This is a genomic window from Microbacterium sp. CFH 31415, assembly GCF_022538185.1.
Classification (GTDB): domain Bacteria; phylum Actinomycetota; class Actinomycetes; order Actinomycetales; family Microbacteriaceae; genus Microbacterium.
This window is the reverse complement of sequence record NZ_JAKYXC010000006.1, coordinates 118142-141844: the sequence shown is the minus strand read 5'-3', so window position 1 is coordinate 141844 and position 23703 is coordinate 118142. Positions and strand designations below refer to the sequence as shown.

Here is a 23703-nt window from a genome sequence, read left to right as displayed (position 1 = left end):
CTGGGAGCGATGTCGCGACCTCGACGTACGCTGAGGCCATGGCCGCCACCCGACGACCCACGCAGACCGCGCCGTTTCGCTGCACCGAGTGCGGGTGGACGACGATCAAGTGGGTCGGCCGCTGCGGCGAGTGCCAGCAGTGGGGCACCGTGGTCGAGGCATCCGAGCCCACGGGGCTCCTGCGATCGATGACGCCGATCGCCCCCGGCGCCGGCCGGGCGGCGCAGCCCATCACGCGGATCGACACGACCGACGCGCCCCGGCGCACGAGCGGCGTCGGCGAGTTCGACCGCGTGCTCGGCGGTGGAGTCGTGCCGGGCGCGGCGATCCTGCTGTCGGGCGAACCGGGCGTCGGCAAGTCGACGCTGCTGCTCGAGGTGGCGGCGCAGTCGGCCAAGGCGGGGCGGCGGGTGCTGTACGCCTCTGCCGAGGAGTCCACCGCCCAGGTGCGCCTGCGCGCCGAGCGCACCGGCGCGCTGCACGACGAGCTCTATCTCGCGAGCGAGACCGACCTCGCGACGATCCTCGGGCACGTCGACGAGGTGCGGCCCGAGCTGCTGATCGTCGACTCCGTGCAGACCGTCGCGTCGTCGCTGTCCGAGGGCATGGCCGGGCACCCGTCGCAGGTGCGAGAGGTGGCCTCCACTCTCATCCGGGTCGCGAAGGAGCGCGGGCTGCCCGTGATCATCGTCGGGCACGTGACCAAGGACGGCACGATCGCGGGCCCGCGCATCCTCGAGCACCTGGTCGATGTGGTGTGCCACTTCGAGGGCGACCGGCAGACATCGCTGAGGTTCGTGCGGGCGCTCAAGAACCGCTTCGGGCCGACAGACGAGGTCGGATGCTTCGACATGACCGGCGCCGGCATCGCCGAGGTCCCCGACCCGAGCGCACTGTTCCTCGGCCACGGCTCTCCCGAGCCCGGCACGTGCGTGGCTATCGCGCTCGAAGGCAAGCGCGCCATGCCCGTCGAGGTGCAGGCCCTCACGATCACAGCGACGAGCCCCAACCCCCGCCGCATCGTGAACGGCGTCGACGCCGCCCGCGTGGCGTTGGTCCTGGCGGTGCTCGAGAAGCGGGGCGGCATCAAGACCAGCGACAAGGACGTCTACGTCTCGACCGTCGGCGGCGTGCGGTTCACCGAGCCGGCGGCCGACCTCGCGATCGCGATCGCCGTCGCGGGCGCCGTGAACAACGAGTCGTCGCCCAAGACGCTCGCCGCAGTGGGCGAGCTCAGTCTCGCCGGCGAGGTGCGCCCGGTGACCCAGGCGGTGCAGCGGCGGTCCGAGGCCGGGCGGCTCGGCTACACCGACGTGATCGACAACCGGTCGGGCACGCTCCGCGGGGCACTCAACGACGTCCGGGCGCGCGTGCGGCCGGTGCGCGGAGGCGACGTTCCCGAGTTCTGAGCCGTCGGTTCTTCCGCGCGGTCAGTACGGAGACACGACGAAGACCTCGAGCCCGACGCAGGCCTCCGGCATGTAGCCGTCCGACGACGGAGCCGACGCTGTGCCCATGAAGCCACCGCCGAGGGCGATCGCATCGCCGTCGGTGTATTCGTCGCCGCGCCAGGTCAGCGTGTCGCCCGACCATGAGGCGTCGCCCGCAGGGAACGTCGGCACCGCGGTGCCCCCCTCGTGCTCGACGCGCACGCAGCCGTCGTCGGCGCGGAGGACGCCCTCGAGGAGGGCGTCCATGCCGGCTTCCGGTCGTGGGTGCACGGCGAGGGGCCCGGAATCGGGGATGTCCGCGGCGGACGTGCACGCGCTGAGCACTGCGGCGCTGACGACCGCGAGCACGAGGCATCCCACCACTCGGAACATGGCCCGAGGCTAGCATCGCGATCCGCGCGTGCTCGGGCGCGCGAGGCGAAGAGAGCCCGCAGTGCCGGGCCGAGGCGATCAGGCGTCGAGCGCGGCGATCAGATCGGCCGGCGTCGCCTGCAGCGGGTGGGGGCCGGCGATGTCGAAGAAGACCGTGGTGATCTCCTCCTCGTGCGTGCCGAGGAAGGCTCGCAGCCACGCCGGAGACTGCAGCGCGACCCCCGGCGGGAGGGTCTCGGGCTTGTGCGCCACGTCGCTGAAGAGCAGCAGGGCGATGTCGCCGGTGCGGGGGTCGCGGTAGGTCCAGACCTCGCCGACGTCGAGCGGGTTGTCACGCTGACCGGGGCGCATCAGCGGCACGACGGTCGGCCCGTGCCGCAGCGCGAACGCGACGGCCGCCATGTCCTGGGTCTGCAGCGCGTCGCTCAGCTGCGTGTTGCGGAACTCGAGGGGTTCCTTCTTCTTCGCGCGCTTCTTGCCGGCCACCCGTCCAGCGTAGACGCCCGGTCAGGCGAGGTAGCCGCGCCCTCGCGCCTCCCACCCCACCCCACCCTCGCTCACCTGTCACGAGACGTCGGGGCGACCAGCACAATGCGACAGGCGAACCCACACCCTCCACCCCCACCCCGCTCACCTGTCACGAAACGTCGAGGCGACCAGCACAATGCGACAGGCGAACCCCGCACCTTCCGCCCCCACCCCGCTCACCTGTCACGAAGCGTCGGGGCGACCAGCACAATGCGACAGGCGAACCCCGCACCCTCCACCCCCACCCCGCTCACCTGTCACGAAGTGTCGGGGCCACCAGCACAATGCGACAGGTGAGCCTCCCCGCGCTCACCCGGTCAGGCGAGGAAGCCGCGAAGCAGGGCCTCCGTGCCGGCCAGGTGGTCGAGCACCGCGGCCTCCGCGGCATCCGCTCGCCCGGCCAGGACCGCGGTCACGATGTGCTCGTGCTGGGCGTTCGCGTGCTCGATGTTGCGCGGCAGCAGTGGGAACGTGTCGAGCCACGCGTTCACCTGCGCCCGGTTCTCGGCGGCGAGTGCGACGAGCGACGGGATTCCGGCGACCTCGGCGATCACGAGGTGCAGGAGGGTGTCGAGCCGGCGGTAATCGGTGGCGGACGCCGCCGACACCGCCTCGTAGCGCGCCCACAGCTCGTCCCGCTGCTCGGGACTGAGGGAACGGGATGCCGCCGCCCGAGCCGCTCCGGCTTCGAGCACGCGCCGCAGCCCGAGGACATCGTCGAGCTGGGCGGAATCGACCTGTCCGGGATGCGGCGGCTGAGGCAGCGGATCGGCGACGAACGTGCCGCCGTACCGGCCGCGCCGGCGCACGAGGTAGCCGGTGTCGGCAAGCTCTCGGATGGCCTCGCGCACGGTGTCACGGCTCACCGCGTACAGCGTCGCCAGCTCGCGCTCGGCCGGCAGGGACTCTCCCGGCGCCACGACCCCGAGCCGGATCGTCTGCACCAGGCGCGCGACGGTGTCTTCGAGGGCATTCCCCTCGCGCACCGGCCGGTACACGGCACGGCGCACCTCGCGCATCGGCGTCTCGGTCATGGCGCCTCCTCGCAGCCAGCACAACGTCGGCGATCCCGGCTCGAACCGCCCGATAGGTCTGTGTCAGCGCGGGATGCGGACCGAGTTGCCGACACTGTGCACACGCTCATCGTCAGAGCGGCGTGACGTACGCGTTGGTGATGCCGCCGTCGACGACGAAGGCCGTGGCCGTGATGAACGACGCGTCGTCCGAGGCGAGGAACGCGACCGAGGCCGCGAGCTCCTCGGGCTCGGCGAAGCGGCCCATGGGCACGTGCACGAGCCGGCGCTGCGCGCGCTCAGGATCCTTCGCGAAGAGCTCTTGCAGCAGCGGCGTGTTCACGGGGCCGGGGCACAGCGCGTTCACGCGCACGCCCTGGCGCGCGAACTGCACGCCGAGCTCGCGGGTCATCGCGAGCACGCCGCCCTTCGAAGCCGTGTAGGAGATCTGCGAGGTCGCCGAGCCGAGCAGGGCGACGAATGACGCCGTGTTGATGATCGAGCCCTTGCCCGCCGGGACCATGTGCCGCAGCGCTGCGCGCGAGCACAGGTAGACGCTCTTGAGGTTGACGTCCTGCACGCGGTCCCACGCCGGCAGCTCGGTCGTCTCGATCGAGTCGTCGTCGGCGGGCGAGATCCCGGCGTTGTTGAACGCGATGTCGAGCCGGCCGAAATCGGCGGCGACTCCGTCGAAGAGGTCGTTGACGGATGCCTCGTCCGCCACGTTCACGTGCCGGTACACGCCTCCGACCTCGGCAGCCGCGGCCTGGCCCGACGCCGGGTCGAGGTCGGCGATGACGACCTTCGCACCCTCGGCGGCGAAGCGGCGCGCCGTCGCGAGCCCGATCCCGGACGCGCCGCCGGTGATGATCGCGACCCGGTCCTTGAGGCGCTGGGTGAGGTCGATGGTCATGGGTTCTCCGTTCGTCCGGGGCGTTCGGTCTCGCTTCGCTCGCTCAGCGACCGGAGGCCGGTCACGGGGCATCCGTCGCGAAGAAGACGTTTTTGGTCTCGGTGAAGTGCTCGGCGGCGTCGGGACCGAGCTCACCGCCCAGTCCCGAGGCCTTCATGCCGCCGAACGGGGTCCAGTAGCGCACCGAGGAATGCGAGTTGACCGAGAGCACGCCGCTCTTCACGGCGCGCGAGACACGCACAGCGCGGCCGAGGTTCTCGGTCCAGATCGAGCCCGCGAGCCCGTAGATCGTGTCGTTGGCGAGACGGATGCCGTCGGCCTCGTCGTCGAACGGCAGCACGGCGACCACCGGCCCGAACACCTCCTCCTGTGCGAGGCGATCCTGCGGGGAGGCCAGCACGACGTGCGGCGCGAACCAGAACCCGTCGCCCTCCGGAGCCGAGCCGCGGAACGCGACGTCTGCCCCGTCCAGGAACGACGCGACCGTCGACCGGTGCGAGGCCGAGATCAGCGGCCCCATCTGGGTCGACTCGAGCGCCGGATCCCCGACCTGCCAGTCGCGCACCGCCGGCTCGAGAAGTTCGAGGAACCGGTCGTACACCGAGCGCTGGACCAGGATGCGGCTGCGCGCGCAGCAGTCCTGTCCGGCGTTGTCGAACACCGCACCGGGAGCCGACGCCGCCGCGAGCTCGAGATCGGCGTCGTCGAACACGATGTTGGCGCTCTTGCCGCCGAGTTCGAGGGTGACGGGCTTGAGGTTGCGGGCGCAGCCGGCCGCGACATCGGTCCCCACCCCCGTCGAGCCGGTGAACACCACCTTGCGCACGTCGGGGTGCGACACGAACCGCTGACCGACGACCGAGCCCGAGCCCGTCACAACCGTGAAAAGCCCCTCGGGCATCCCTGCCTCGAGTGCAAGCTCACCCAGCCGCAGCGCGGTGAGCGGCGTGAGCTCGGCGGGCTTGAGCACGACGGCGTTGCCCGCGGCGAGCGCCGGTGCGAAGCCCCACGACGCGATCGTCATCGGGAAGTTCCACGGCACGATGATGCCGACCACGCCGTACGGCTCGTGGAAGGTCACGTCGAGTCCCCCGGCGACCGGGATCTGCTGACCGCTCAGCCGCTCGGGCGCGCCCGCGTAGAAGTTGAGCACCTGGGCGACGTGCGCCGCCTCCCAGCGGGCGGATCCGATCGGATGGCCCGAGTTGAGCACCTCGAGCTGCGCGAGCTCTTCGACGTGGTCCTCGACCGCACGGGCGAACGCGCGCAGCGCGTCGGCCCGGGCGACAGGCGCACTACCAGCCCATGCCCGCTGCGCGCGGACGGCCCGGGCGATGGCGTCGTCGACCTCATCGAGGCTCGCACGCCCGATCTCGCGGATCGGCTGCGCCGTCGCCGGGTTGATGACCGTGAACGTGGCGCTCATGCGGAGACCCCCTGAGAAGCGGCGCGGTAGGCGGATGCCTCGGCCACGAGCCCAGCGAAGAGGCGGCGGTCCTCGAGATTCTCCTCGGGATGCCACTGCACTCCCACGAGGTACTGGTCGTCGTCCGACTCGACGGCCTGAACCAGTCCGTCGTCCGTGCGCGCCGTGACGACCAGCCCCGCACCGACCCGATCGACGCCCTGATGGTGGTAGCTGTGCACGTCGACCGTGCCCGCACCGACCAGCGCGGCCAGCCGGGACCCGTCGTCGACCATCACCTCGTTCGTCGCGAACACGCCGCCGCCGATGCGGTAGCGCTCGGTGCCGAGCGCGTCCGGCAGGTGCTGGTGCAGCGTGCCGCCGCGGGCCACGTTGACGAGCTGCAGCCCGCGGCAGATCGCGAGCACCGGCATGCGCCGCTCCTCGGCCCCGCGGAACAGCGCGAGCTCCCACTCGTCACGGTCGGGTCGCCCGGGATCCGTGAGCGGATGCCGCTCCGCGCCGTACAGCTCGGGCTGCACGTCCAAGCCGCCGGTCAGGATGAGGCCGTCGAGTCCGTCGAGAACTGCGGCGGCGGCGGCATCCGGACCCGGCTGAGGAGGAAGCAGAACCGCGATGCCGCCCGACGCGGTGACCGCGTCGAAGTACTGCTGCGGCAGGAACGCGGCGCGCACATCCCACACCCCCTGCTTCGCACGCTCGAGGTAGGTCGTGAGGCCGATGACCGGCCTCCGCACGACCGCCGCAGCGTCAGAGGCGCTCAAATCCACGCACCCTCTCCCAATCGGTCACGGCGGCGTCGTAGGCCTCGACCTCGATGCGCGCCTGGTTCAGGTAGTGGTCGACCACGTCGTCACCGAAGGCGGCTCGGGCGATCGCGGACTCGTCGAAGAGCCGCGCGGCCTCGCGCAGCGTGGTCGGCAGGTGTTCGACGCCTGCGGCGTAGGCGTTGCCGGTGAGCGGGTGGGGCAGCGGCAGCTCGTGCTCCACGCCGTGCAGCCCGCCGGCGATGATCGCCGAGATCGCCAGGTACGGATTCACGTCGCCGCCCGGCACGCGGTTCTCCACCCGGAGCGACGAGCCGTGGCCGACCACGCGCAGCGCGCACGTGCGGTTGTCGACGCCCCACGCGATGCCGGTCGGAGCGAACGAGCCCGGGGCGAACCGCTTGTACGAGTTGATCGTCGGCGCGTACAGGAACGTGAACTCGCGGAGCGTGGCGAGGATGCCGGCGATCCAGTGCTCCATCAGCGGGCTGAAGCCGTGGGGGCGGTCGCCCGCCATCACCGGAGTGCCGTCTTCGGAGCGCAGCGACAGGTGGACGTGGCAGCTGCTGCCCTCGCGCTCGTTGAACTTGGCCATGAACGTGATCGACTTGCCATGCGCGTCGGCGATCGACTTCGCGCCGTTCTTGTAGATCGTGTGCTGGTCGGCCGTCTCGAGCACCTCGGCGTAGCGGAACGCGATCTCCTGCTGGCCGAGGTTGCACTCGCCCTTCACGCCCTCGGTGTACAGCCCGGCGCCGTCCATGCTGAGGCGGATGTCGCGCAGCAGCGGCTCGAGACGCCCCGATGCGAGCAGGTCGTAGTCGACGTTGTAGTCGGTCGAGGGGGTGAGGTCGCGGTAGCCCTTGGCCCAGGCATCCCGATACGAATCGTCGAACACGATGAACTCGAGCTCGGTGCCCGAGTAGGCGACGAGGCCCCGGTCGGCGAGCCGCTCGCGCTGCCGCCTGAGGATCGCCCGGGGCGACTGCACGACGGGGTCGCCGTTCTCCCAGCCGAGATCGGCGATGACGAGCGCGCTCCCCGGCACCCACGGCACGCGACGAAGCGTGTCGGTGTCGCTGAGCAGCATCATGTCGCCGTAGCCCGTCTCCCAGCTCGACATCGCGTACCCGTCGACGGTGTTCATGTCGACATCGACCGACAGCAGGTAGTTGCAGGCCTCGGCACCATGAAGGAGCACCTCCTCCTGGAAGAGGCGCGCCGAGACGCGTTTGCCGACCAGGCGGCCTTGCGCATCGGCGAAGGCGACGATCACCGTGTCGATCTCACCGGCCGCGATGGCGGCGTCCAGTTCGTCGACGCTGAGGTTGCCCGGCATACGTCCATCCTTCCGGATCCGACCATTGGGAACGTACGAGCCGTGTCGGATCCGGTCCACTGTAACGACGAATCTCGCTCCAAAGGTAGACACAACCCGCCAATAGGTATCACAATCATGCGCAAAGACGCCGCCGCGTCCCACCCGAGAGCACGGAGGATCGATGTCTCAGTCGAGCGATGGTCCCGCGAAGGTCGCCGGCGCGACCTATACGCGGGCTGGTCAGGACTACTTCCAGAAGCGGACGCTGAAGCGAGCCGCGGGCGTATGGGGCCTGTGGGGCCTCGCCGTCGCAGCCGTCATCTCCGGCGACTTCTCCGGCTGGAACTTCGGCATCGCGTTCGCCGGCTTCGGTGGCATGCTGATCGCCTTCGTGATCCTGGTGGCCATGTACTACGGCATGATCTTCTCGATCGGCGAGATGGCCTCGGCCATGCCTCATACGGGCGGCGCGTACTCGTTCGCCCGATCGGCCATGGGCCCGTGGGGCGGTCTCGTCACCGGGGCGGCGGAGACGATCGAGTACGTCGCGACCACGGCCGTCATCGTCTACTTCTCGGCGTCGTATGCCGATGCCATCACATCCGAGCTCCTCGGTGTCTCACTGCCCGCGTGGGTGTGGTGGGTCGTGCTGTATCTGGTGTTCATCGGCCTCAACGCCGCCGGCGCGAACATCTCCTTCAAGTTCGCCATCGTCGTGTCGATCATCTCGATCGGCATCATCCTGGTCTTCTCCGCGATGGCGATCTTCTCCGGCGCCTTCCAGTGGGCGAACCTGTGGGACATCGCGCCCGACCCCGGACAGACCGAGTTCCTCCCGCACGGGGTGCTGCCGATCCTCTTCGCACTTCCGTTCGCGATGTGGTTCTTCCTCGGAATCGAGGAGCTGCCCCTCGCCGCCGAGGAGTCGCACAACCCGGTGCGCGACATCCCTCGCGCCGGCTTCTGGGCCCGCGGGACGCTCATCGTGACCGGCCTGCTCGTGCTCTTCCTCAACACCGGGGTGATCGGCGCAGACGCGACAGGAAAGGCGGCCGAGCCGCTGCTCGACGGCTTCCGCGCGATCGTGGGCGACGGCCTGGCCGCCGTGCTCGCGCTCTTCGCCCTCGTCGGCCTGCTCGCCTCGCTTCAGGGCATCATGTTCGCCTACGGCCGCAACATGTACTCGCTGTCGCGCGCCGGCTATTACCCGCGCTTCCTCTCGCTCACGGGCAAGCGCCAGACGCCCTGGGTGGCGCTCGCTGTCGGCGCGGTCATCGGCTTCATCGCTCTGGGTGTGCTCGACACCGTGGCGGCGGTGAACGAAGGCGCCGGCGCCGTCGCGGGTGCGATCGTGCTCAACATCGCGGTCTGGGGCGCAGTCCTCGCCTACCTGCTGCAGATGATCTCGTTCATCATCCTCCGCAGGAAGTTCCCGAATGCGAGCCGCCCATACCGCAGCCCGTGGGGCATTCCCGGCGCCGTGATCGCGGCAGTCATCGCGGCGCTCATCTTCGTGGGATTCCTGCTGAACCCGACCTTCGTGCCGGCGATCATCGCGATCTTCATCGTGTACGTCGTCATCCTCGCCGGCTTCGCACTGTTCTTCCGGCACCGCCTGGTGCTCTCGCCGGAAGAGGAGTACGCGCTCTCGGGCGGAACGCACGGCGACCCGCAGGCGGAGGGCCCCCCCCCGTGGGCGCCGTGTGTGCGGGCCCCCCCCAGGCTTAGGCGGGGGGGGGGGGGGGGGGGGGGGGGGGGGGGGCCCCCCCCCCCCCCGCTGCTGTGTCGACGAGCTGAGCCGTGCGGCGTCCGGGCACGGGCGCGCGCGGCGTCCGGGCACGAGTGCCTGCGACGTCCGGGCATGGGCGCGTGCGGCGTCCGGGGGCGTGCGGCGTCCGGGCATTGAGCGGCCCTCTCGCGCCGTTCCCACGGCGGCTCGAGAGGGCCCACTGCTCACCGGCCGTTCGATCTCCTCGCTGGGGTTACGAGTTCGCTGTGGGGGACAGCGTCGAGCCGGAATACGGGAGCTGACGCCAAGGGTAGTCCTCGAAATTCCGCGATGTCCCCCATCTGGGGGACAAGTCGGATGAAACTCTCATGAGAATCTCACATTTGTCCACCGAAATGGGGACATACAAGGTAGTGCCAATCCGCATAACCTTGTACACGAGGTGTCCCCAGCACCTCCGAGAACAGTGTCCCCAGCACTTTCTCTTCCATCGTCGAGCATCGCGCGCCTTGGGGTGTGCCCGAACCGCAGGACGATGGCAGGCCCCCGGGAGTCCCCAACCCCGGGGGCCTTTTCCTGCCCTCCGGCCGGACCGGACGCCTCACACGGATGCCGCCGCGCCGCAGGGGCGGGTCTCAGCCTGAGCGTCGGCTGTGAACCGCGCGGACGTGCTCACGAAACAGGTTGTGAGTGTCGTCTGCTGGGTTTACATTTAGCACGCCGATGTCTCGACTCCCTCGCTCGCGAGCCTGGTCATCGTGCGCTGGGGCGTTCCAGAACTGGGGAGTTCGGACGCAGAGAGACGCCTCCCTCGAGGTGCAGATCCACAGGCTCTGCCTATCCACCTCGAGGGGGGCGTCTCCTCAACTGACCACCTGTGCGATGTGCGCCTGGGGAACGCGATTCGCGGACTGTGGGGACAGCCGTGATGGGTGCCAGTGATCAAAATGTAGAGCGTCGAGAGCGCCGCGTCTACACCCTTTCATGCGAATGTATGTATCGACCGCCCACGGTGCCCCCGCAGGAGCTGCGGTCACCGGTTCCCGGGGATGCCGTCAGTACAGCAGGAACTGGGTCGTCTCGGTCGAGGCGACCCCGCCGATCTCGACCGCGAGGTGGTACGACGCGCCGCCGCCGGGAGCCCGCGGCCGCGTCTCGTCGTCGCAGGTGCCGACAGCTGAGCGCGTGCGGTCCCACGTGAGTGGCGAGGCGCTCGAGACGGTCTGCCCTGCCGTCAGCAGCACGACCATGTCGCTGGGCTCGCTCTGGCAGTCGGTCGACCGCCACCAGGTGTCGCTGCCGCTGGTCACGGTGAAGACCTGGCCGCTCGTGCCGACGTTGAGCGTGCAGTCGGAGTCGCCGTCGTTGGTGAGCCGGATCGAGAACGACGGCACCTGGTCGTTCGAGTACGACTCCTGGCTCGTCACCGCCTCGACGGTGATGTCGCTCCCGACGCACGGTTGGGCGGCGGGCGTTCCCGACGGTGTCGGCTTCGGCGTCGCGTCGCCGGCGGCGGCGTCTCCCGTCGGGGTGACGCCCGGCGTCGCCCCCGCGGTCGGCACGGGCAGCGATCCCGCCGCATCCTGGGTCTTCTCGGTCTGGGGCTCGGCGCCTTCCGACGCGGTGCTCCGCCACGGCTGGGCGACGAGCAGCCAGATGAGGACGGCGACCAGCAGCAGCCCGATGAGCAGGACGATCCGACGGCGGCGGTACACCGCCGGGGAGTGCCGTCTGCGGGGAGTCTCGCCGGTCATGAGACCAGGGTAGGCGGAGGCGTCCGGCTACCCGCGTCGGCACGCCCGCCGCCCCGGGTTCACTGCCCGCGTCACGCTCGCGCGGCCGCAGGTCGCGGCATCCGCTCAGAGGTTCTTGATCATCCGCGTGTTGCCGAGCGTGTTGGGCTTCACGTGCGCGAGGTCGAGGAACTCGGCGACGCCCTCATCCGGAGAGCGGATGAGCTGCGAGTAGACGTCGGGGTCGACGATCTGCTCGCCGATCGGCGAGAAGCCGCGCCGCGTGAAGAAGTCCACCTCGAAGGTGAGGCAGAACAGGCGCGTGAGCCCGAGCGTGCGGGCCTGCCCCTCGAGCCCTTCGACGAGCGCTCGGCCGACGCCGTGGTGGAGCCACTCGTCCACGACGATGAGCGTGCGGATCTCGCCGAGGTCCTCCCACATCACGTGCAGCGCGCCGCAGCCGATGAGGTTGCCCTCGCCGTCCTCGGCGACCAGGAACTGCTGCGTCGCCTCGTAGAGCACGACCAGGTCCTTGCCGAGGAGGATGCGGCGCTGAACGAAGGGCTCAAGCATCGCCTGGATGCCACGCACATCGCGCGTGCGCGCGGCCCGCACCTTTATCGCCCTCACCCCTCCAGCGTAGAGCGCGGACCGCCGAGACGACGAAGAGCGGATGCCGGGAGGCATCCGCTCTTCGTTCGTTCCGGCCCTTACGAATTGGCCGCCAGGTCTGGCGTGGCCGTGATCTCACCGTTGTGGACGACGCCCACCGCGACCTTCTCGCCGCGCGGGCCGTGCTCGAAGACGAACTCGCCGTCGACGGCGTCGACCTTCACGTGGTCGCCCGGGTCGAGCTCGCCGTGCAGGATCTTCTCCGACAGGCGGTCCTCGACCTCGCGCTGCATCGCACGGCGCAGCGGACGGGCGCCGAGCGCGGGGTCGAACCCGATCTCGATGAGCTTGTCCTTCGCGGCATCCGTCAGCTCGAGCGTCATGTCGCGGTCGAGCAGACGCTCGCCGAGGCGCTTGGTGAACAGGCCCACGATCTGGCGCAGCTCGTCCTTGTCGAGCTGAGGGAAGACGATGATGTCGTCGACACGATTGAGGAACTCGGGCTTGAAGTTGCGCTTGAGCTCCTCGTTGACCTTGCCCTTCATGCGCTCGTAGGTCGTGCCGCTGTTGCCCTCGACCTGGAAGCCCACGGGGCCGCCGGCGATCGCCGACGATCCGAGGTTGGTCGTCATGATGATGACCGTGTTCTTGAAGTCGATGACGCGGCCCTGACCGTCGGTCAGGCGACCCTCTTCGAGGATCTGCAGCAGCGAGTTGAAGATGTCGGGGTGCGCCTTCTCGATCTCGTCGAAGAGCACGACCGAGAACGGCTTGCGGCGCACCTTCTCGGTGAGCTGGCCGCCCTCTTCGAAGCCGACGAATCCGGGAGGGGCACCGAACAGCCGCGAGACGGTGTGCTTCTCACCGAACTCCGACATGTCGAGCGAGATCAGCGCGGCCTCGTCGTCGAACAGGAACTCCGCGAGGGCCTTCGCGAGCTCGGTCTTTCCGACGCCCGTGGGGCCGGCGAAGATGAACGAGCCAGACGGGCGCTTCGGGTCCTTGAGGCCGGCGCGCTGACGACGGATCGTCTTGGCGAGGGCGGCGATCGCCTCTTCCTGACCGATGACGCGCTGGTGAAGCGCCTTCTCCATGAAGACGAGGCGGCTCGACTCCTCCTCGGTGAGTTTGAACACCGGGATGCCGGTCGCCTGGGCGAGCACCTCCGCGATCAGGCCCTCGTCAACGACCGCATGCGACGCGACGTCGCCCGAGCGCCACTGCTTCTCGAGGCGCAGGCGCTCTGCGAGGAGCGACTTCTCCTCGTCGCGCAGCGACGCGGCCTTCTCGAAGTCCTGCTCCTCAGAGGCGACTTCCTTCTGCTCGCGCACCTTGGCGATCTTCTCGTCGAACTCGCGCAGCTCGGGCGGGCTCGAGAGGATCGACAGGCGCAGCCGGGCGCCGGCCTCGTCGATCAGGTCGATCGCCTTGTCGGGCAGGAAGCGGTCGGAGATGTAGCGGTCGGCGAGGTTCGCCGCGGCGACGATCGCGCCGTCGGTGATCTGCACCTTGTGGTGCGCCTCGTAGCGGTCGCGCAGCCCCTTCAGGATGTTGATCGCGTGAGGCAGGCTCGGCTCGGCGACCTGGATCGGCTGGAAGCGGCGCTCGAGCGCGGCATCCTTCTCGAAGTGCTTGCGGTACTCGTCGAGGGTCGTCGCACCGATCGTCTGCAGCTCGCCGCGTGCGAGGAGCGGCTTGAGGATCGAGGCGGCGTCGATCGCACCCTCGGCGGCACCGGCACCCACCAGGGTGTGGATCTCGTCGATGAAGACGATGATGTCGCCGCGCGTGCGGATCTCCTTCGTCACCTTCTTGAGGCGCTCCTCGAAGTCTCCGCGGTAGCGTGAGCCGGCGATGAGCGAGCCGAGGTCGAGCGAGTAGAGCTGCTTGTCCTTCAGCGTCTCGGGCACGTCGTTCTTGACGATCGCCTGCGCGAGGCCCTCGACCACGGCGGTCTTGCCGACGCCGGGCTCGCCGATGAGAACGGGGTTGTTCTTGGACCGGCGCGACAGGATCTGCATGACGCGCTCGATCTCCTTCTCGCGCCCGATCACGGGGTCGAGCTTGTTGTCGCGCGCGGCCTGCGTGAGGTTGCGGCCGAACTGGTCCAGCACCTGCGAGCCGCCCTGGGCGGACTGCGGGTTGTCGTGCGCGGCGCCCGAGACGGCGGCCGGCTCCTTGCCCTGGTAGCCCGAGAGCAGCTGGATGACCTGCTGGCGCACCTTGTTGAGGTCGGCGCCGAGCTTGACCAGCACCTGGGCGGCGACGCCCTCGCCCTCGCGGATGAGGCCGAGGAGGATGTGCTCGGTGCCGATGTAGTTGTGGCCGAGCTGCAGCGCCTCGCGCAGGGAGAGCTCGAGCACCTTCTTGGCACGCGGGGTGAAGGGGATGTGCCCGGTCGGCTGCTGCTGGCCCTGGCCGATGATGTCCTGGACCTGCTCGCGCACGGCGTCGAGCGAGATGCCGAGGGACTCCAGCGCCTTGGCTGCGACCCCCTCGCCCTCGTGGATCAGCCCGAGCAGGATGTGCTCGGTGCCGATGTAGTTGTGGTTGAGCATCTTCGCCTCTTCCTGGGCGAGGACGACCACACGACGGGCACGGTCGGTGAATCTCTCGAACATCGTTCACTCCTTCGGGGCAGAGAGGGTCTGTCGAGCCCTCGGCGCCTTACATCGAGGGTAACGAGAGGGGGGATCGGGTGAGCCCGTGTTCGCCAGGGGCATAGTGCACCGGATGCTTGCGCCGCGGCATCCGTTCGGTTTATCGTTTTTCGATAACAACGACAATCGATATGGAGGTGCCGGCATGGGGTCGGGATTCCTTGCGCTGTGGGTCGGACTGCCGATCGTCGTCGGCACGATCTTCGTGATCCTGCTGGTGCGCGCCCGGCGCGCCGCCGAGCCCGGCGGACTCTCGAGGCTCGAGGAGTGGGTGGTCGCCGTCGTCGGAACCGGCGCGATGCTCGTCGCGGCCGGGAGCGCGATCATGCTCGTGCTCGCGGGCATCCAGGTCTTCACCGTCGACCCTCTGCGCATCGACGGCTTCCCGCTCGCGAACGCCGCCGTGCCGTCGTTCGCGGACAAGTCGGATGCGATCGTCGGCGCGGGGTACGAGTCGGTCTGGCTGGAGGTCACCGGGCTCCCCGGCGAGACGCGCTGGCTGCTCTACCTCGAGGCCGCGCTGCCGCTCCTCGCCGCCCTCGCGATCGGCGTGGCCGTGGCGTGGCTCGCGATCGGCCTGCTGCGCGGACGCCCATTCGTGCGCTCGCTGCCGCACGTGATCGGTGTCACCGCGATCGCGGTGCTCGTCGGCGGACTCGGATCGCAGGTGTTCGGCAGCTTCGCACGGGCGTCGGTGGTCGGATTCCTCGGCGAGCGGACCATCACCGCCGGCGACATGGGCGACGGTCCGTACGAAGGTCTGACGGGGTGGGTGCTGACGCTCGACCTCGGACCGATCGGCTGGGCGCTCGGGCTGGCGCTGGTCGCCGCCGCGTTCCAGATCGGCACCCGCATGCAGAAGGACACGGAGGCGCTGGTCTGATGGCGCGCTCTTCGATGACGGGCACGGCGAAGGAGACCTCGTGAACATCGGCTGGCCGGATCTGCCCGGCGCACTTCTCTGGATCACCGGCGGCCTGCTGCTCGTCGCCGGGTTCATCGGCTTCATCGCATGGGATGCCCGGCGACGGCGCAGCTCCTCCGTCGTGATCGAGGTCGCCGGCGCGCTGGCGCGGATCTGGGTCGCGTTCACCGGCGTCGGGATGCTGTTGTCGGCCTGGCGCTGGTTCGGCGGCGATGTCTGGATCGCGGATCTGCTGGTAGCGGCGAGCGTACCGGGCCTGTCGTGCGGCGGCATCGACGAGCCGGTCGTGGCCACCACGCCGACGCTCGTGTGCGGAACCGTGTCGGGGGTCGACGTCACGGTCGCCGGGGTCGGCGCCGGTCTGCGGATGCTGCTCGCCGCAGGCGACGTACTCACGCTCATCGCGATCGCGGTTCCCGGCGTCGTGCTCACCATCGCGTGCGGCCAAGCGCTGAAGGGCGCGCCTTTCTCGCGCGTGGTGGGCCGCTGGCTGCTCATCGGCGCCGTCACGGTGCTCGTCGCCGGGCTCGGCGGCGAGCTTCTCGGCAGCCTGGGACGCACCGTCCTCGCGAACGAGATCTTCCCCGCGCACGGTGCCGACGTGGTGTCGACGGGCATCTATCGTGTCTCGGTGTCATGGTGGCCGATCTGCGGAGCAGCCGCACTCGGCGCGCTGGCTGCGATCTTCCGTCATGGCGCCCGCCTGCAGCACGACACCGAGGCGCTGGTGTGATGGCCGGCGACACCGGCCGGATGCGGCGCCAGCCCCGGGGGCACGTATGACTCCGGCCGAAGACGAGGGCCCGAGCGGGGTCCACTGCCGGCTCGACGAGCTGCTCGAGGAGCGCGGCATGACCCTCACGCGCCTGTCCGAACTGGTGGGGGTTTCGGTCGTGAATCTGTCGATCCTGAAGAACGACCGGGCCCGGGCGATCCGTTACTCGACGCTGTCGGCCATCTGCCAGGCCCTCGACTGCGAGATCGGCGACCTGCTCGTCCGTGCCGACGCGTAGCCGCGGCATCCGCTCGTTGCTGTCCCCGCACCCTAACCCCGCTCACCTGCCGCAGAATGCCGTGGGTCCCAGCACTTCGTGACAGCCGAGCAGGCGCGCGCTCGGCTCGAGCCGCTCACCTGCCGCAGAATGCCGCGGGTCTCAGCACTTCGTGACAGGCGAGCAGGCACGCGCTCGGCTCGAGCCGCTCACCTGCCGCAGAATGCCGCGGATCCCAGCACTTCGTGACAGGCGAGCAGGCGCGCCCGGCTCGAGCCGCTCACCTGCCGCAGAATGCCGCGGATCCCTGCACTTCGTGACAGGCGAGCAGGCCCACGCTCGGCTCAGCCGCGACGGCGGATCGCCGCTCGCACCCGCTGGACCGCGACCGTGGGGGTGTTGAACAGTTCCGACTTGGTGATCTGGACGACGATCCATCCGGCCGCGCGAAGCGCCTCGTACCGAGCGATATCACGGGACCACTGCTCGGGATCGAGGAGGTGGTGCTCCCCCTCGTACTCGATCGCGATCTTGACGGTGGGATACGCGAGATCCACACACCCGAGGTAGACGCCTCTCTCGAAGACCTCGTGGTTCCGCGCAGGCTCAGGGAGCCCATGATCGACGAGTGTCAGGCGAAGCCAGGACTCAGTGCGAGATGCGGAATCGGTTCGCACTCGAGGGAGCGCGAGCCGGGCAGCCGCCACGCCGACTCGTCGTCCCGCAGCGACCGCCGACTCGAGCTCGGCGAGTGTCGCGAGCGGCGAGTCGACGCGCCACGTCCGCACGACAGCATCCCCGGCGGCGACAAGGTCATACGGGTCGGTCAGCTGCCGTCCAAGGCTCACCCACACCGACGCCGGCGACGCGATGAGCAGACCGGTGCGATCATCGCGTCTGGTGGTCACGAGCGAGGGCTTCGCCTCATGTCCGCGGACACCCGCACTGCGAGGAAGCCGCCGTGGCCGGAGCACCGACACGTGCAACAGCGACCGCGCGACGACAGCGTACGGGAGGGGGATTCCGTGGATGACCGCCGCGGTGACATGACTGAAGAACTCGTCCTCGGACATCCGGGGTGCGTATGCAAGGGCCTGTGCGAGGTGCGCTTGCTCGGCCGGCCCGAGAGCGCGGCCGTAGCGATCGGTCTCGAGATCTGCGGGCAGCACCGCGTCGCTCACCACTCGCACACCATGGAAGGGCTTGTGCATGTCTTTTCGCCGGAGTCTCCCCTTCGGGACCCCGGCGTCCTTGGCCTGCTGGACGGAGAATCGGGGTCCGAGCTCGGTCGGAAGTGGTCGCATCACCTCACGAGCGTGCCTTCAGCCGCGTGTGCAACACCGGCTCACGGCGTCCCTGTGGAGAGGGGGGTGAGAGACGCGGCCTCCGGAGGAAGCAGCATCCGCCTTTGTCGTCGTTCCCCTGTCACGAAATGTCACTCTCAGCGACACCTCGTGACAGGTGAGCAGTGGGACGCACGTCGAAGACAGTCCCCCTGTCACGAAATGTCACTCTCAGCGACACCTCGTGACAGGTGAGCAGAGGGACGCACGTCGAAGACAGTCCCCCTGTCACGAAATGTCACTCTCAGCGACACCTCGTGACAGGTGAGCAGTGGGACGCAGCGGGAGCAGAGGGAAGCAGGAGAGAGGCGCGCCTCAGTTGGGGTAGATCGGCACCCGGATGTTGTCGAACTCGCCGCCTGTGAGGATCGCGAACGTGTCGGCGTCGTCCTCGGCCTCGAGCACCGAGGTCACCACGGCGCGCGGGGCCATGTCCATCGTGCAGACCTGGTCGGCGGGCGGGGTCGCGAACGTGACGGTGACCTCGGTCGCGCTCGTGGCCTCGGTGTTCTCGACCACCGGGGCGCACGACGACGATCCCCACGACAACACGACGAACTGGCCGTCGACGTCGGTCCACCCGGCGGAGGGCAGGTAGTCGGTCTCGCCGCCGCCGCCGAGGTCGGCCACCCCGCCGAGCTCGGTTTCGCCCGTCCAGCCGTCACCGGTCACCTCGATCTCGAGGTCCTGGGTCGGATCGACCCCCTCGGGAACGCCGACCAGCGAGACCCGGGGCGCGAGGTCGGCGGTGCAGGCCGTGTCACCCTCGACGTCGACGAGCGTGACCTTCATCACGCCGTCTTCGTACGTCGCCGCTTCGGCGGTCGGGATACAGGTCGAGCTGCCCTGGGTGACGATGCCGATCAGGCGGCCGCCATCGAGCCACGCGGCGCCGACCTCCTGCTCGTTCGCGTCGTCGACGTCGGTCGACGACGTGTCCGAGGGCGCGGTGGGCGCGGTGCCGCCCGAGGTGGTCGCGCAGGCGGTGAGCGCGCCCGCGAGGAGCGCGGCGATGCCGAGCCCGGCGAGCACCGAGCGGATGCGAGGGGTCATGCGAGGTCCTTCCCTGAGCAGCGCGGACGCCCGAGACCGCGGCATCCGTCAGCCATATGGTGTCGCAGATCGGCGCGTGATCTCACGGTTCTCGGTAACGCGCTGGTCACAATCACCCCGAAGGGGTGATCACTGCAGCGCGGAGGTCAGCCGCGCGAGGTTGTCGAGCACGGTGGAGCGCAGCGGCTGCTTCTCCCACTCCTCGAGGGTCAGCTCGCGGCTCAGGGCGCGGTAGCTGTCTTCGATCCGGCGCATCTCGCGCACGAACTCCTCGCCGCGCACGAGCATGGAGATCTCGAGGTTGAGACCGAAGGAGCGCATGTCCATGTTGCTCGAGCCGACGATCGCGACCTCGTCGTCGATCGTCATCGACTTGGAGTGCAGGATGAATGGGCGCTGATACATCCAGATCCTCACGCCCGCCCGCAGGAGCGCCTCGTAGTAGCTGCGCTGTGCGTGATAGACGAGCGCCTGGTCGCCCTCTTCCGACACGAAGAGCTCGACGTGGATGCCGCGCTGGCACGCCGTCGTGATCGCGAGCAGCAGCGCCTCGTCGGGCACGAAGTACGGGCTGACGACGACGATCTTGCGCTGCGCGGCATAGAGGAGTCCCGCGAACAGCTTGAGGTTGTTCTGGAACTCGAACCCCGGCCCGGACGGCACGATCTGGCAGTCCAGGTCGCCGGGGCCGGACTCGACGTCGAAGAGGTCGATCTCGTCGGTGAGGATCTGGTCGGTCTCGCTGTACCAGTCGGACAGGAAGACGGCATTGACGGATGCCACGACCGGGCCCTCGATGCGCACCATGAGGTCGACCCAGTGCAGGCCGCGCTTGATGTTCTTGCGCAGGTTGTACGTGGAGTCGGTGACGTTCTGCGATCCGGTGAACGCGACGCGGCCGTCGACGACGAGCAGCTTGCGGTGGTTGCGCAGGTCGGGCCGCTGGTACTTCCCCTTGAGGGGCTGGACGGGAAGCATCAGGCGCCACTGCGCACCCATGGCGTCGAGGCGCTTGAGGGTGTGCTTGTAGAACGGCTTGCCGCGGTTGGCCCAATGGTCGAGCAGCACGCGCACGGTCACGCCGCGCGCGCTGACCTCTTCGAGCGCACGGAAGAAGTTCGCGGTCGAGGCATCCGACTGGAAGATGTAGAACTCGACGTGCACATAGCGCTTCGCACCGCGGATGGCGTCGGCCATCGCGTCGAGGCTGTCCTGGTAGCCGCCGATGATGTGGGCGGCGTTGTCGCCGGCGAGCGGCATCGCGCCGAGATTGCGGTTGAGGGTGACCAGCGACGTGAACCAGGACGGCGCGTGCGGGCGCAGTGTGCCGAAGTCGAGCGAGGCGCTGGTGTCACGGATGTACTCGTTGATGCGTTCCTGCTTGCGCCGTCGCTTGCGGGGCAGGCGAGGGTTGCCGATCAGCAGGAAGAGGAACACGCCGATGATCGGGATGAAGTAGATGGCCAGCAGCCAGGCCATCGCCGCGGTGGGGCGGCGGTTGCGCGGCACGATGATGATCGCGGCGACGCGGATGACCAGGTCGACGACGAAGACCAGCACCAGCCACCACGTCGCATCGAACGTGACGGTGATCACTCTTGTGGCTCCTGACGTTCCCCGGACAGCGTGAGCCCCACCTTAGTGGGGACGGCGGTCAGCGCTCGGAGGCGGCAGGTGCATCGACGGGTGCCGCGGCGGGCGGCATCCCGAGTTTCGCGCGCTCCTTGGCCTCGACGCGGGCGTATTCACGGCGCTCGTTGCGGTCGGCGCGGATCACGCTGCGCAGCACGAAGAAGAAGATGGCGCTGACGACGATCGTCGGGAGCAGCGTCCACACGACGGCGACCCAGTAATCGTCCATGCCTCAAGGATACGCGGCCGGCGCAGGGGCGGTTTCCCGGTGCTCGCGGCGGCGGTCGCCGGTGGCGGCGGTTCCTCCCCAACCCCGGGTACTGCGTGGACGATCCCCCGTCGCCGATGGGCTTCCGTGCTCACCCCGCCCGTGCCGCGACAGTCGACCCATGACCACGATCGTCAAAGCCGCGGGCGCCGCGGAGTTCCTGTCCCTCGTCCCCCGCATGCTCGGCTACGTCCCCACGCGCAGCCTCGTGATGGTCCCGTTCGCCGGTTCGCGCAGCATCGGCGCGATGCGCTTCGACCTTCCCGACGACGACCCCGAGTCCGTCGACCGCGTGGCGGCGACCGTCATCGGGACGGTGTGCCGTCTCCCCGAGGCCGACGCCGTCGCCGCGATCGCGTTCACCGACGCGACCTTCGCAGGCGGGAATCGGATGCCGCACACCGGCCTTCTGCGCGCGCTCGAGCGGCGCGCCGACATCTGCGGGCTGCGGTGGACCGACGCCCTGTGCGTCGCCCAGGACGCCTGGGGTTCCCTTCTCGACCCGCACTGTCCCGCGGGCGGACGGCCGCTCACCGACCTCGACCTCTCGACGGCGAATGAGGCGGGGCCGGGCGACGATGGCGGGGCCGCGACGGGCGACCAGGCGTCGGGCGCCGAGCTCCCCCGCATCGGACCCGCGCAGAGCGAACGGGTAGCCCGCGCGCTCGTATCGCTCGAGCGGGCGGTCGACGTGCTGTGCGGACCGGGTGGAGGAGCGGATGCCGTGCCCGGCAGCGATCCGGACGACGATGACGTCGCCCCGGCCGGCGGCGACCGCATCGACCCGGCGGCGCTGGCTGCGGTATGCGCGCTCGACGATCTGCCCTGCCTGTTCGAAGACGCACTGGACTGGGATGCCGACGACCTGAGCCCGTACGACGCCGCGATGCTCGTCTGGTGCCTGTCGCGGCCGTCGCTGCGCGACATCGCCCTCGTGCAGTGGAGCGCGACGATGACCGCCGGTGACGAGGCGTTCGACGCGCAGCTGCGGTGGGAGTCCGGCGAGGAGTATCCGACGCACCTCGCGATGCGCATGTGGGGCGAAGGGGATCAGCCCGACCCGGGCCGTCTCGCACGCGCGCTGCGGCTCGTGAGGTTCGCGGCGGCTGCGGCACCGCGCGCGTCTCGTCCGGGACCGCTCGCGATGTGCGCGTGGCTGTCGTGGGCGCTCGGTCTCTCGACGCACGCCGACCTCTATGCCGAGCAGGCGTGCGCGATCGAGCCCGAGCATGGCCTCAGCGAGATCGTCCGGTCCTTCGTGCACGCCGGGCACCTGCCGGACTGGGCTTTCCGCCGGTCTGCGCGGTGAGCGCGCGCCGTGCTGAGGCGGTGCCGAGCGTGTCGCTGACCTGCCCGGTGAGCGCGCGCCGTGCTCAGCCGGTGCCGGGCGTGTCGGCGGGAGGCTGGGCGACCGCCGTTCTGCTACTTGACGAGCGGGAAGAGGATCGTCTCACGGATGCCGAGGCCGGTGATGGCCATGAGGAGGCGGTCGATGCCCATGCCCATGCCCCCGGTGGGGGGCATGCCGTGCTCGAGCGCTCGCAGGAACTCCTCGTCGATGCGCATCGCCTCGAGGTCGCCGCGCGCGGCCAGCTTCGCCTGCTCGACGAAGCGCTCACGCTGGATGACCGGGTCGATGAGCTCCGAGTAGCCCGTCGCGAGCTCGAAGCCGCGCGTGTACAGGTCCCATTTCTCCACGACGCCCGCGATAGAGCGATGCTCCCGCACGAGCGGGCTGGTGTCGATCGGGAAGTCCATCACGAACGTCGGGCGCGTGAGGCCCGGCTTCACGAAGTGCTCCCACAGCTCTTCGACGAGCTTGCCGTGCGTGGCGTGCGGCGGAAGGTCGACGCCCACCTCGTTCGCGAACGCGACGAGTTCGTCGAGCGACGTCTCGGGCGTGATATCGCGACCGGACGTCTCCGAGAGCGAGCCGTACATCGGCAGGCGCTCCCACTGACCGCCGAGGTCGTACTCGGTGCCGTCCGCCCACGTGACCAGGGTCGAGCCGGTGACCGCGATCGCGGCGTTCTGGATGATCTCCTGGGTGAGGTCGGCGATCCCGTTGTAGTCGGTGTACGCCTGGTACGCCTCGATCATGACGAACTCGGGGCTGTGCGTGGAGTCGGCGCCCTCGTTGCGGAAGTTGCGGTTGATCTCGAAGACCCGCTCGATGCCGCCGACGACCGCGCGCTTCAGGAACAGCTCCGGCGCGATGCGCAGGTACAGGTCGGTGTCGAACGCGTTCGAGTTCGTGATGAACGGGCGCGCCGATGCGCCACCGTGCTGCACCTGCAGCATCGGCGTCTCCACTTCGAGGAATCCGTGGTCCGCGAACGTCTGGCGCACGCTCGCGTTGGCCTTCGCCCGCGCGACGACCGTCTGACGTGCCCGGTCGCGCACGATGAGGTCGAGGAAGCGGCTGCGAACGCGGCTCTCCTCGCTCAGGTCGGCGTACATGTTCGGCAGCGGGAGCACGGCCTTGGCAGCGATCTGCCACGTCGACACCATGATCGACAGCTCGCCGCGACGGCTGGAGATGACCTCGCCCTCGACGAAGACGTGGTCGCCGAGGTCGACGAGCTCCTTCCACTGCTGGAGCGACTCCTCGCCCACGGCAGCAAGCGACACCATCGCCTGGAGACGGCTGCCGTCGCCGGACTGCAGCGTGGCGAAGCAGAGCTTGCCGGTGTTGCGGCTGAACACGACACGGCCGGCGACCGCGGCGGTCACTCCCGTCTCGGCACCGGCCTCCAGGTCGCCGAAACGCTCGCGCAGCGCGGGGATCGTGTCGGTGACCGGAACGCTCACGGGGTAGGCACCGCCCGAGGCATCCGTCCGCTCCGCCATGAGCCGCTCACGCTTGGCCAGACGGACGGCCTTCTGCTCGAAAATGTCCTCTTCGGTGGGTTCAGGCGTCTCGGCAGGCGTGTTCGCAGGCGTTTCGGTCATCGACGGGCTCCTC

The 23703-nt window shown here is 69.5% G+C and carries 21 protein-coding genes; 6 read left to right on the top strand and 15 right to left on the bottom strand.

The genetic code is table 11. From position 1 onward, the window contains the following. The first annotated feature begins 38 nt into the window (after positions 1 to 38). A complete protein-coding gene (gene radA, locus MK786_RS08705) occupies positions 39 to 1409 on the top strand; it encodes a DNA repair protein RadA (RefSeq protein WP_241111833.1) in 1371 nt (456 codons plus the stop codon). 21 nt (positions 1410 to 1430) lie between these two features. Here radA and MK786_RS08700 read toward each other — a convergent pair whose 3' ends face one another. From MK786_RS08700 to MK786_RS08670, 7 genes are all read right to left on the bottom strand, one after another. Further along, positions 1431 to 1823, bottom strand: a complete 393-nt coding sequence (locus tag MK786_RS08700; RefSeq protein WP_241111832.1) for a hypothetical protein — start codon at positions 1821 to 1823, stop codon at positions 1431 to 1433. A 78-nt stretch (positions 1824 to 1901) separates the two neighbouring features. Beyond that, on the bottom strand, positions 1902 to 2309 hold the full coding sequence (locus tag MK786_RS08695) for a dehydrogenase (protein WP_241111831.1): 408 nt from the start codon (positions 2307 to 2309) through the stop codon (positions 1902 to 1904). 359 nt (positions 2310 to 2668) lie between these two features. Next, complete coding sequence (locus MK786_RS08690; protein WP_241111830.1) at positions 2669 to 3385, bottom strand: FadR/GntR family transcriptional regulator; 717 nt, start codon at positions 3383 to 3385, stop codon at positions 2669 to 2671. 112 nt (positions 3386 to 3497) lie between these two features. Further along, positions 3498 to 4277 carry a 3-oxoacyl-ACP reductase gene (locus MK786_RS08685; protein WP_241111829.1) on the bottom strand — a complete coding sequence of 260 codons (780 nt, stop codon included), beginning with the start codon at positions 4275 to 4277 and terminating at the stop codon, positions 3498 to 3500. 61 nt (positions 4278 to 4338) lie between these two features. Continuing rightward, on the bottom strand, positions 4339 to 5703 hold the full coding sequence (locus MK786_RS08680) for an aldehyde dehydrogenase (RefSeq protein WP_241111828.1): 1365 nt from the start codon (positions 5701 to 5703) through the stop codon (positions 4339 to 4341). Further along, a complete protein-coding gene (locus tag MK786_RS08675; protein ID WP_241111827.1) occupies positions 5700 to 6467 on the bottom strand; it encodes a gamma-glutamyl-gamma-aminobutyrate hydrolase family protein in 768 nt (255 codons plus the stop codon). Before MK786_RS08675 ends, MK786_RS08680 begins: the two co-directional genes overlap by 4 nt. Next, positions 6454 to 7809: a glutamine synthetase family protein gene (locus tag MK786_RS08670; RefSeq protein ID WP_241111826.1), complete on the bottom strand. Its 1356-nt coding sequence runs from the start codon at positions 7807 to 7809 to the stop codon at positions 6454 to 6456. The genes MK786_RS08675 and MK786_RS08670 overlap by 14 nt, the downstream gene beginning before the upstream one ends. Positions 7810 to 7972: 163 nt before the next feature. Between MK786_RS08670 and MK786_RS08665 the strand changes: the two genes are divergently transcribed. Next, the gene (locus MK786_RS08665; RefSeq protein WP_241111825.1) at positions 7973 to 9697 is read left to right on the top strand and encodes an amino acid permease; all 1725 of its coding nucleotides are present in this window, start codon (positions 7973 to 7975) and stop codon (positions 9695 to 9697) included. Positions 9698 to 10575: 878 nt separating this feature from the next. On the opposite strand, the gene MK786_RS08660 is transcribed toward MK786_RS08665, so the two are convergent. The 3 genes from MK786_RS08660 to MK786_RS08650 all read right to left on the bottom strand — a co-directional run bounded on the left by MK786_RS08660 (position 10576) and on the right by MK786_RS08650 (position 14486). Continuing rightward, positions 10576 to 11274 carry a hypothetical protein gene (locus tag MK786_RS08660; protein WP_241111824.1) on the bottom strand — a complete coding sequence of 233 codons (699 nt, stop codon included), beginning with the start codon at positions 11272 to 11274 and terminating at the stop codon, positions 10576 to 10578. A gap of 105 nt (positions 11275 to 11379) precedes the next feature. Next, on the bottom strand, positions 11380 to 11883 hold the full coding sequence (locus tag MK786_RS08655) for an amino-acid N-acetyltransferase (RefSeq protein WP_308220033.1): 504 nt from the start codon (positions 11881 to 11883) through the stop codon (positions 11380 to 11382). Between the two features lie 80 nt (positions 11884 to 11963). Further along, positions 11964 to 14486, bottom strand: coding sequence for an ATP-dependent Clp protease ATP-binding subunit (locus MK786_RS08650; protein WP_241111823.1), 2523 nt, complete (start codon positions 14484 to 14486; stop codon positions 11964 to 11966). Between the two features lie 184 nt (positions 14487 to 14670). Between MK786_RS08650 and MK786_RS08645 the strand changes: the two genes are divergently transcribed. From MK786_RS08645 to MK786_RS08635, 3 genes are read left to right on the top strand one after another with little or no spacing between them, the layout of a single operon-like run. Continuing rightward, positions 14671 to 15408: a hypothetical protein gene (locus MK786_RS08645; RefSeq protein ID WP_241111822.1), complete on the top strand. Its 738-nt coding sequence runs from the start codon at positions 14671 to 14673 to the stop codon at positions 15406 to 15408. Between the two features lie 40 nt (positions 15409 to 15448). Continuing rightward, positions 15449 to 16183 (top strand): hypothetical protein, encoded by a 735-nt coding sequence (locus MK786_RS08640; RefSeq protein ID WP_241111821.1) that lies wholly within the window; start codon positions 15449 to 15451, stop codon positions 16181 to 16183. A gap of 46 nt (positions 16184 to 16229) precedes the next feature. After that, positions 16230 to 16463 carry a helix-turn-helix transcriptional regulator gene (locus tag MK786_RS08635; protein WP_241111820.1) on the top strand — a complete coding sequence of 78 codons (234 nt, stop codon included), beginning with the start codon at positions 16230 to 16232 and terminating at the stop codon, positions 16461 to 16463. 323 nt (positions 16464 to 16786) lie between these two features. Here MK786_RS08635 and MK786_RS08630 read toward each other — a convergent pair whose 3' ends face one another. The 4 genes from MK786_RS08630 to MK786_RS08615 form a co-directional block, all read right to left on the bottom strand. Next, a complete protein-coding gene (locus MK786_RS08630; RefSeq protein WP_241111819.1) occupies positions 16787 to 17653 on the bottom strand; it encodes a hypothetical protein in 867 nt (288 codons plus the stop codon). A 447-nt stretch (positions 17654 to 18100) separates the two neighbouring features. Continuing rightward, positions 18101 to 18838: a hypothetical protein gene (locus tag MK786_RS08625; RefSeq protein WP_241111818.1), complete on the bottom strand. Its 738-nt coding sequence runs from the start codon at positions 18836 to 18838 to the stop codon at positions 18101 to 18103. A 129-nt stretch (positions 18839 to 18967) separates the two neighbouring features. Continuing rightward, positions 18968 to 20434, bottom strand: a complete 1467-nt coding sequence (cls, locus tag MK786_RS08620; RefSeq protein WP_241111817.1) for a cardiolipin synthase — start codon at positions 20432 to 20434, stop codon at positions 18968 to 18970. Positions 20435 to 20492: 58 nt separating this feature from the next. Continuing rightward, on the bottom strand, positions 20493 to 20699 hold the full coding sequence (locus tag MK786_RS08615) for a hypothetical protein (protein WP_241111816.1): 207 nt from the start codon (positions 20697 to 20699) through the stop codon (positions 20493 to 20495). A 160-nt stretch (positions 20700 to 20859) separates the two neighbouring features. Between MK786_RS08615 and MK786_RS08610 the strand changes: the two genes are divergently transcribed. Then, positions 20860 to 22047 carry a DUF4192 family protein gene (locus tag MK786_RS08610; protein ID WP_241111815.1) on the top strand — a complete coding sequence of 396 codons (1188 nt, stop codon included), beginning with the start codon at positions 20860 to 20862 and terminating at the stop codon, positions 22045 to 22047. A 113-nt stretch (positions 22048 to 22160) separates the two neighbouring features. On the opposite strand, the gene lysS is transcribed toward MK786_RS08610, so the two are convergent. After that, positions 22161 to 23690, bottom strand: a complete 1530-nt coding sequence (gene lysS / locus MK786_RS08605; protein WP_241111814.1) for a lysine--tRNA ligase — start codon at positions 23688 to 23690, stop codon at positions 22161 to 22163. Positions 23691 to 23703 lie beyond the last annotated feature (13 nt).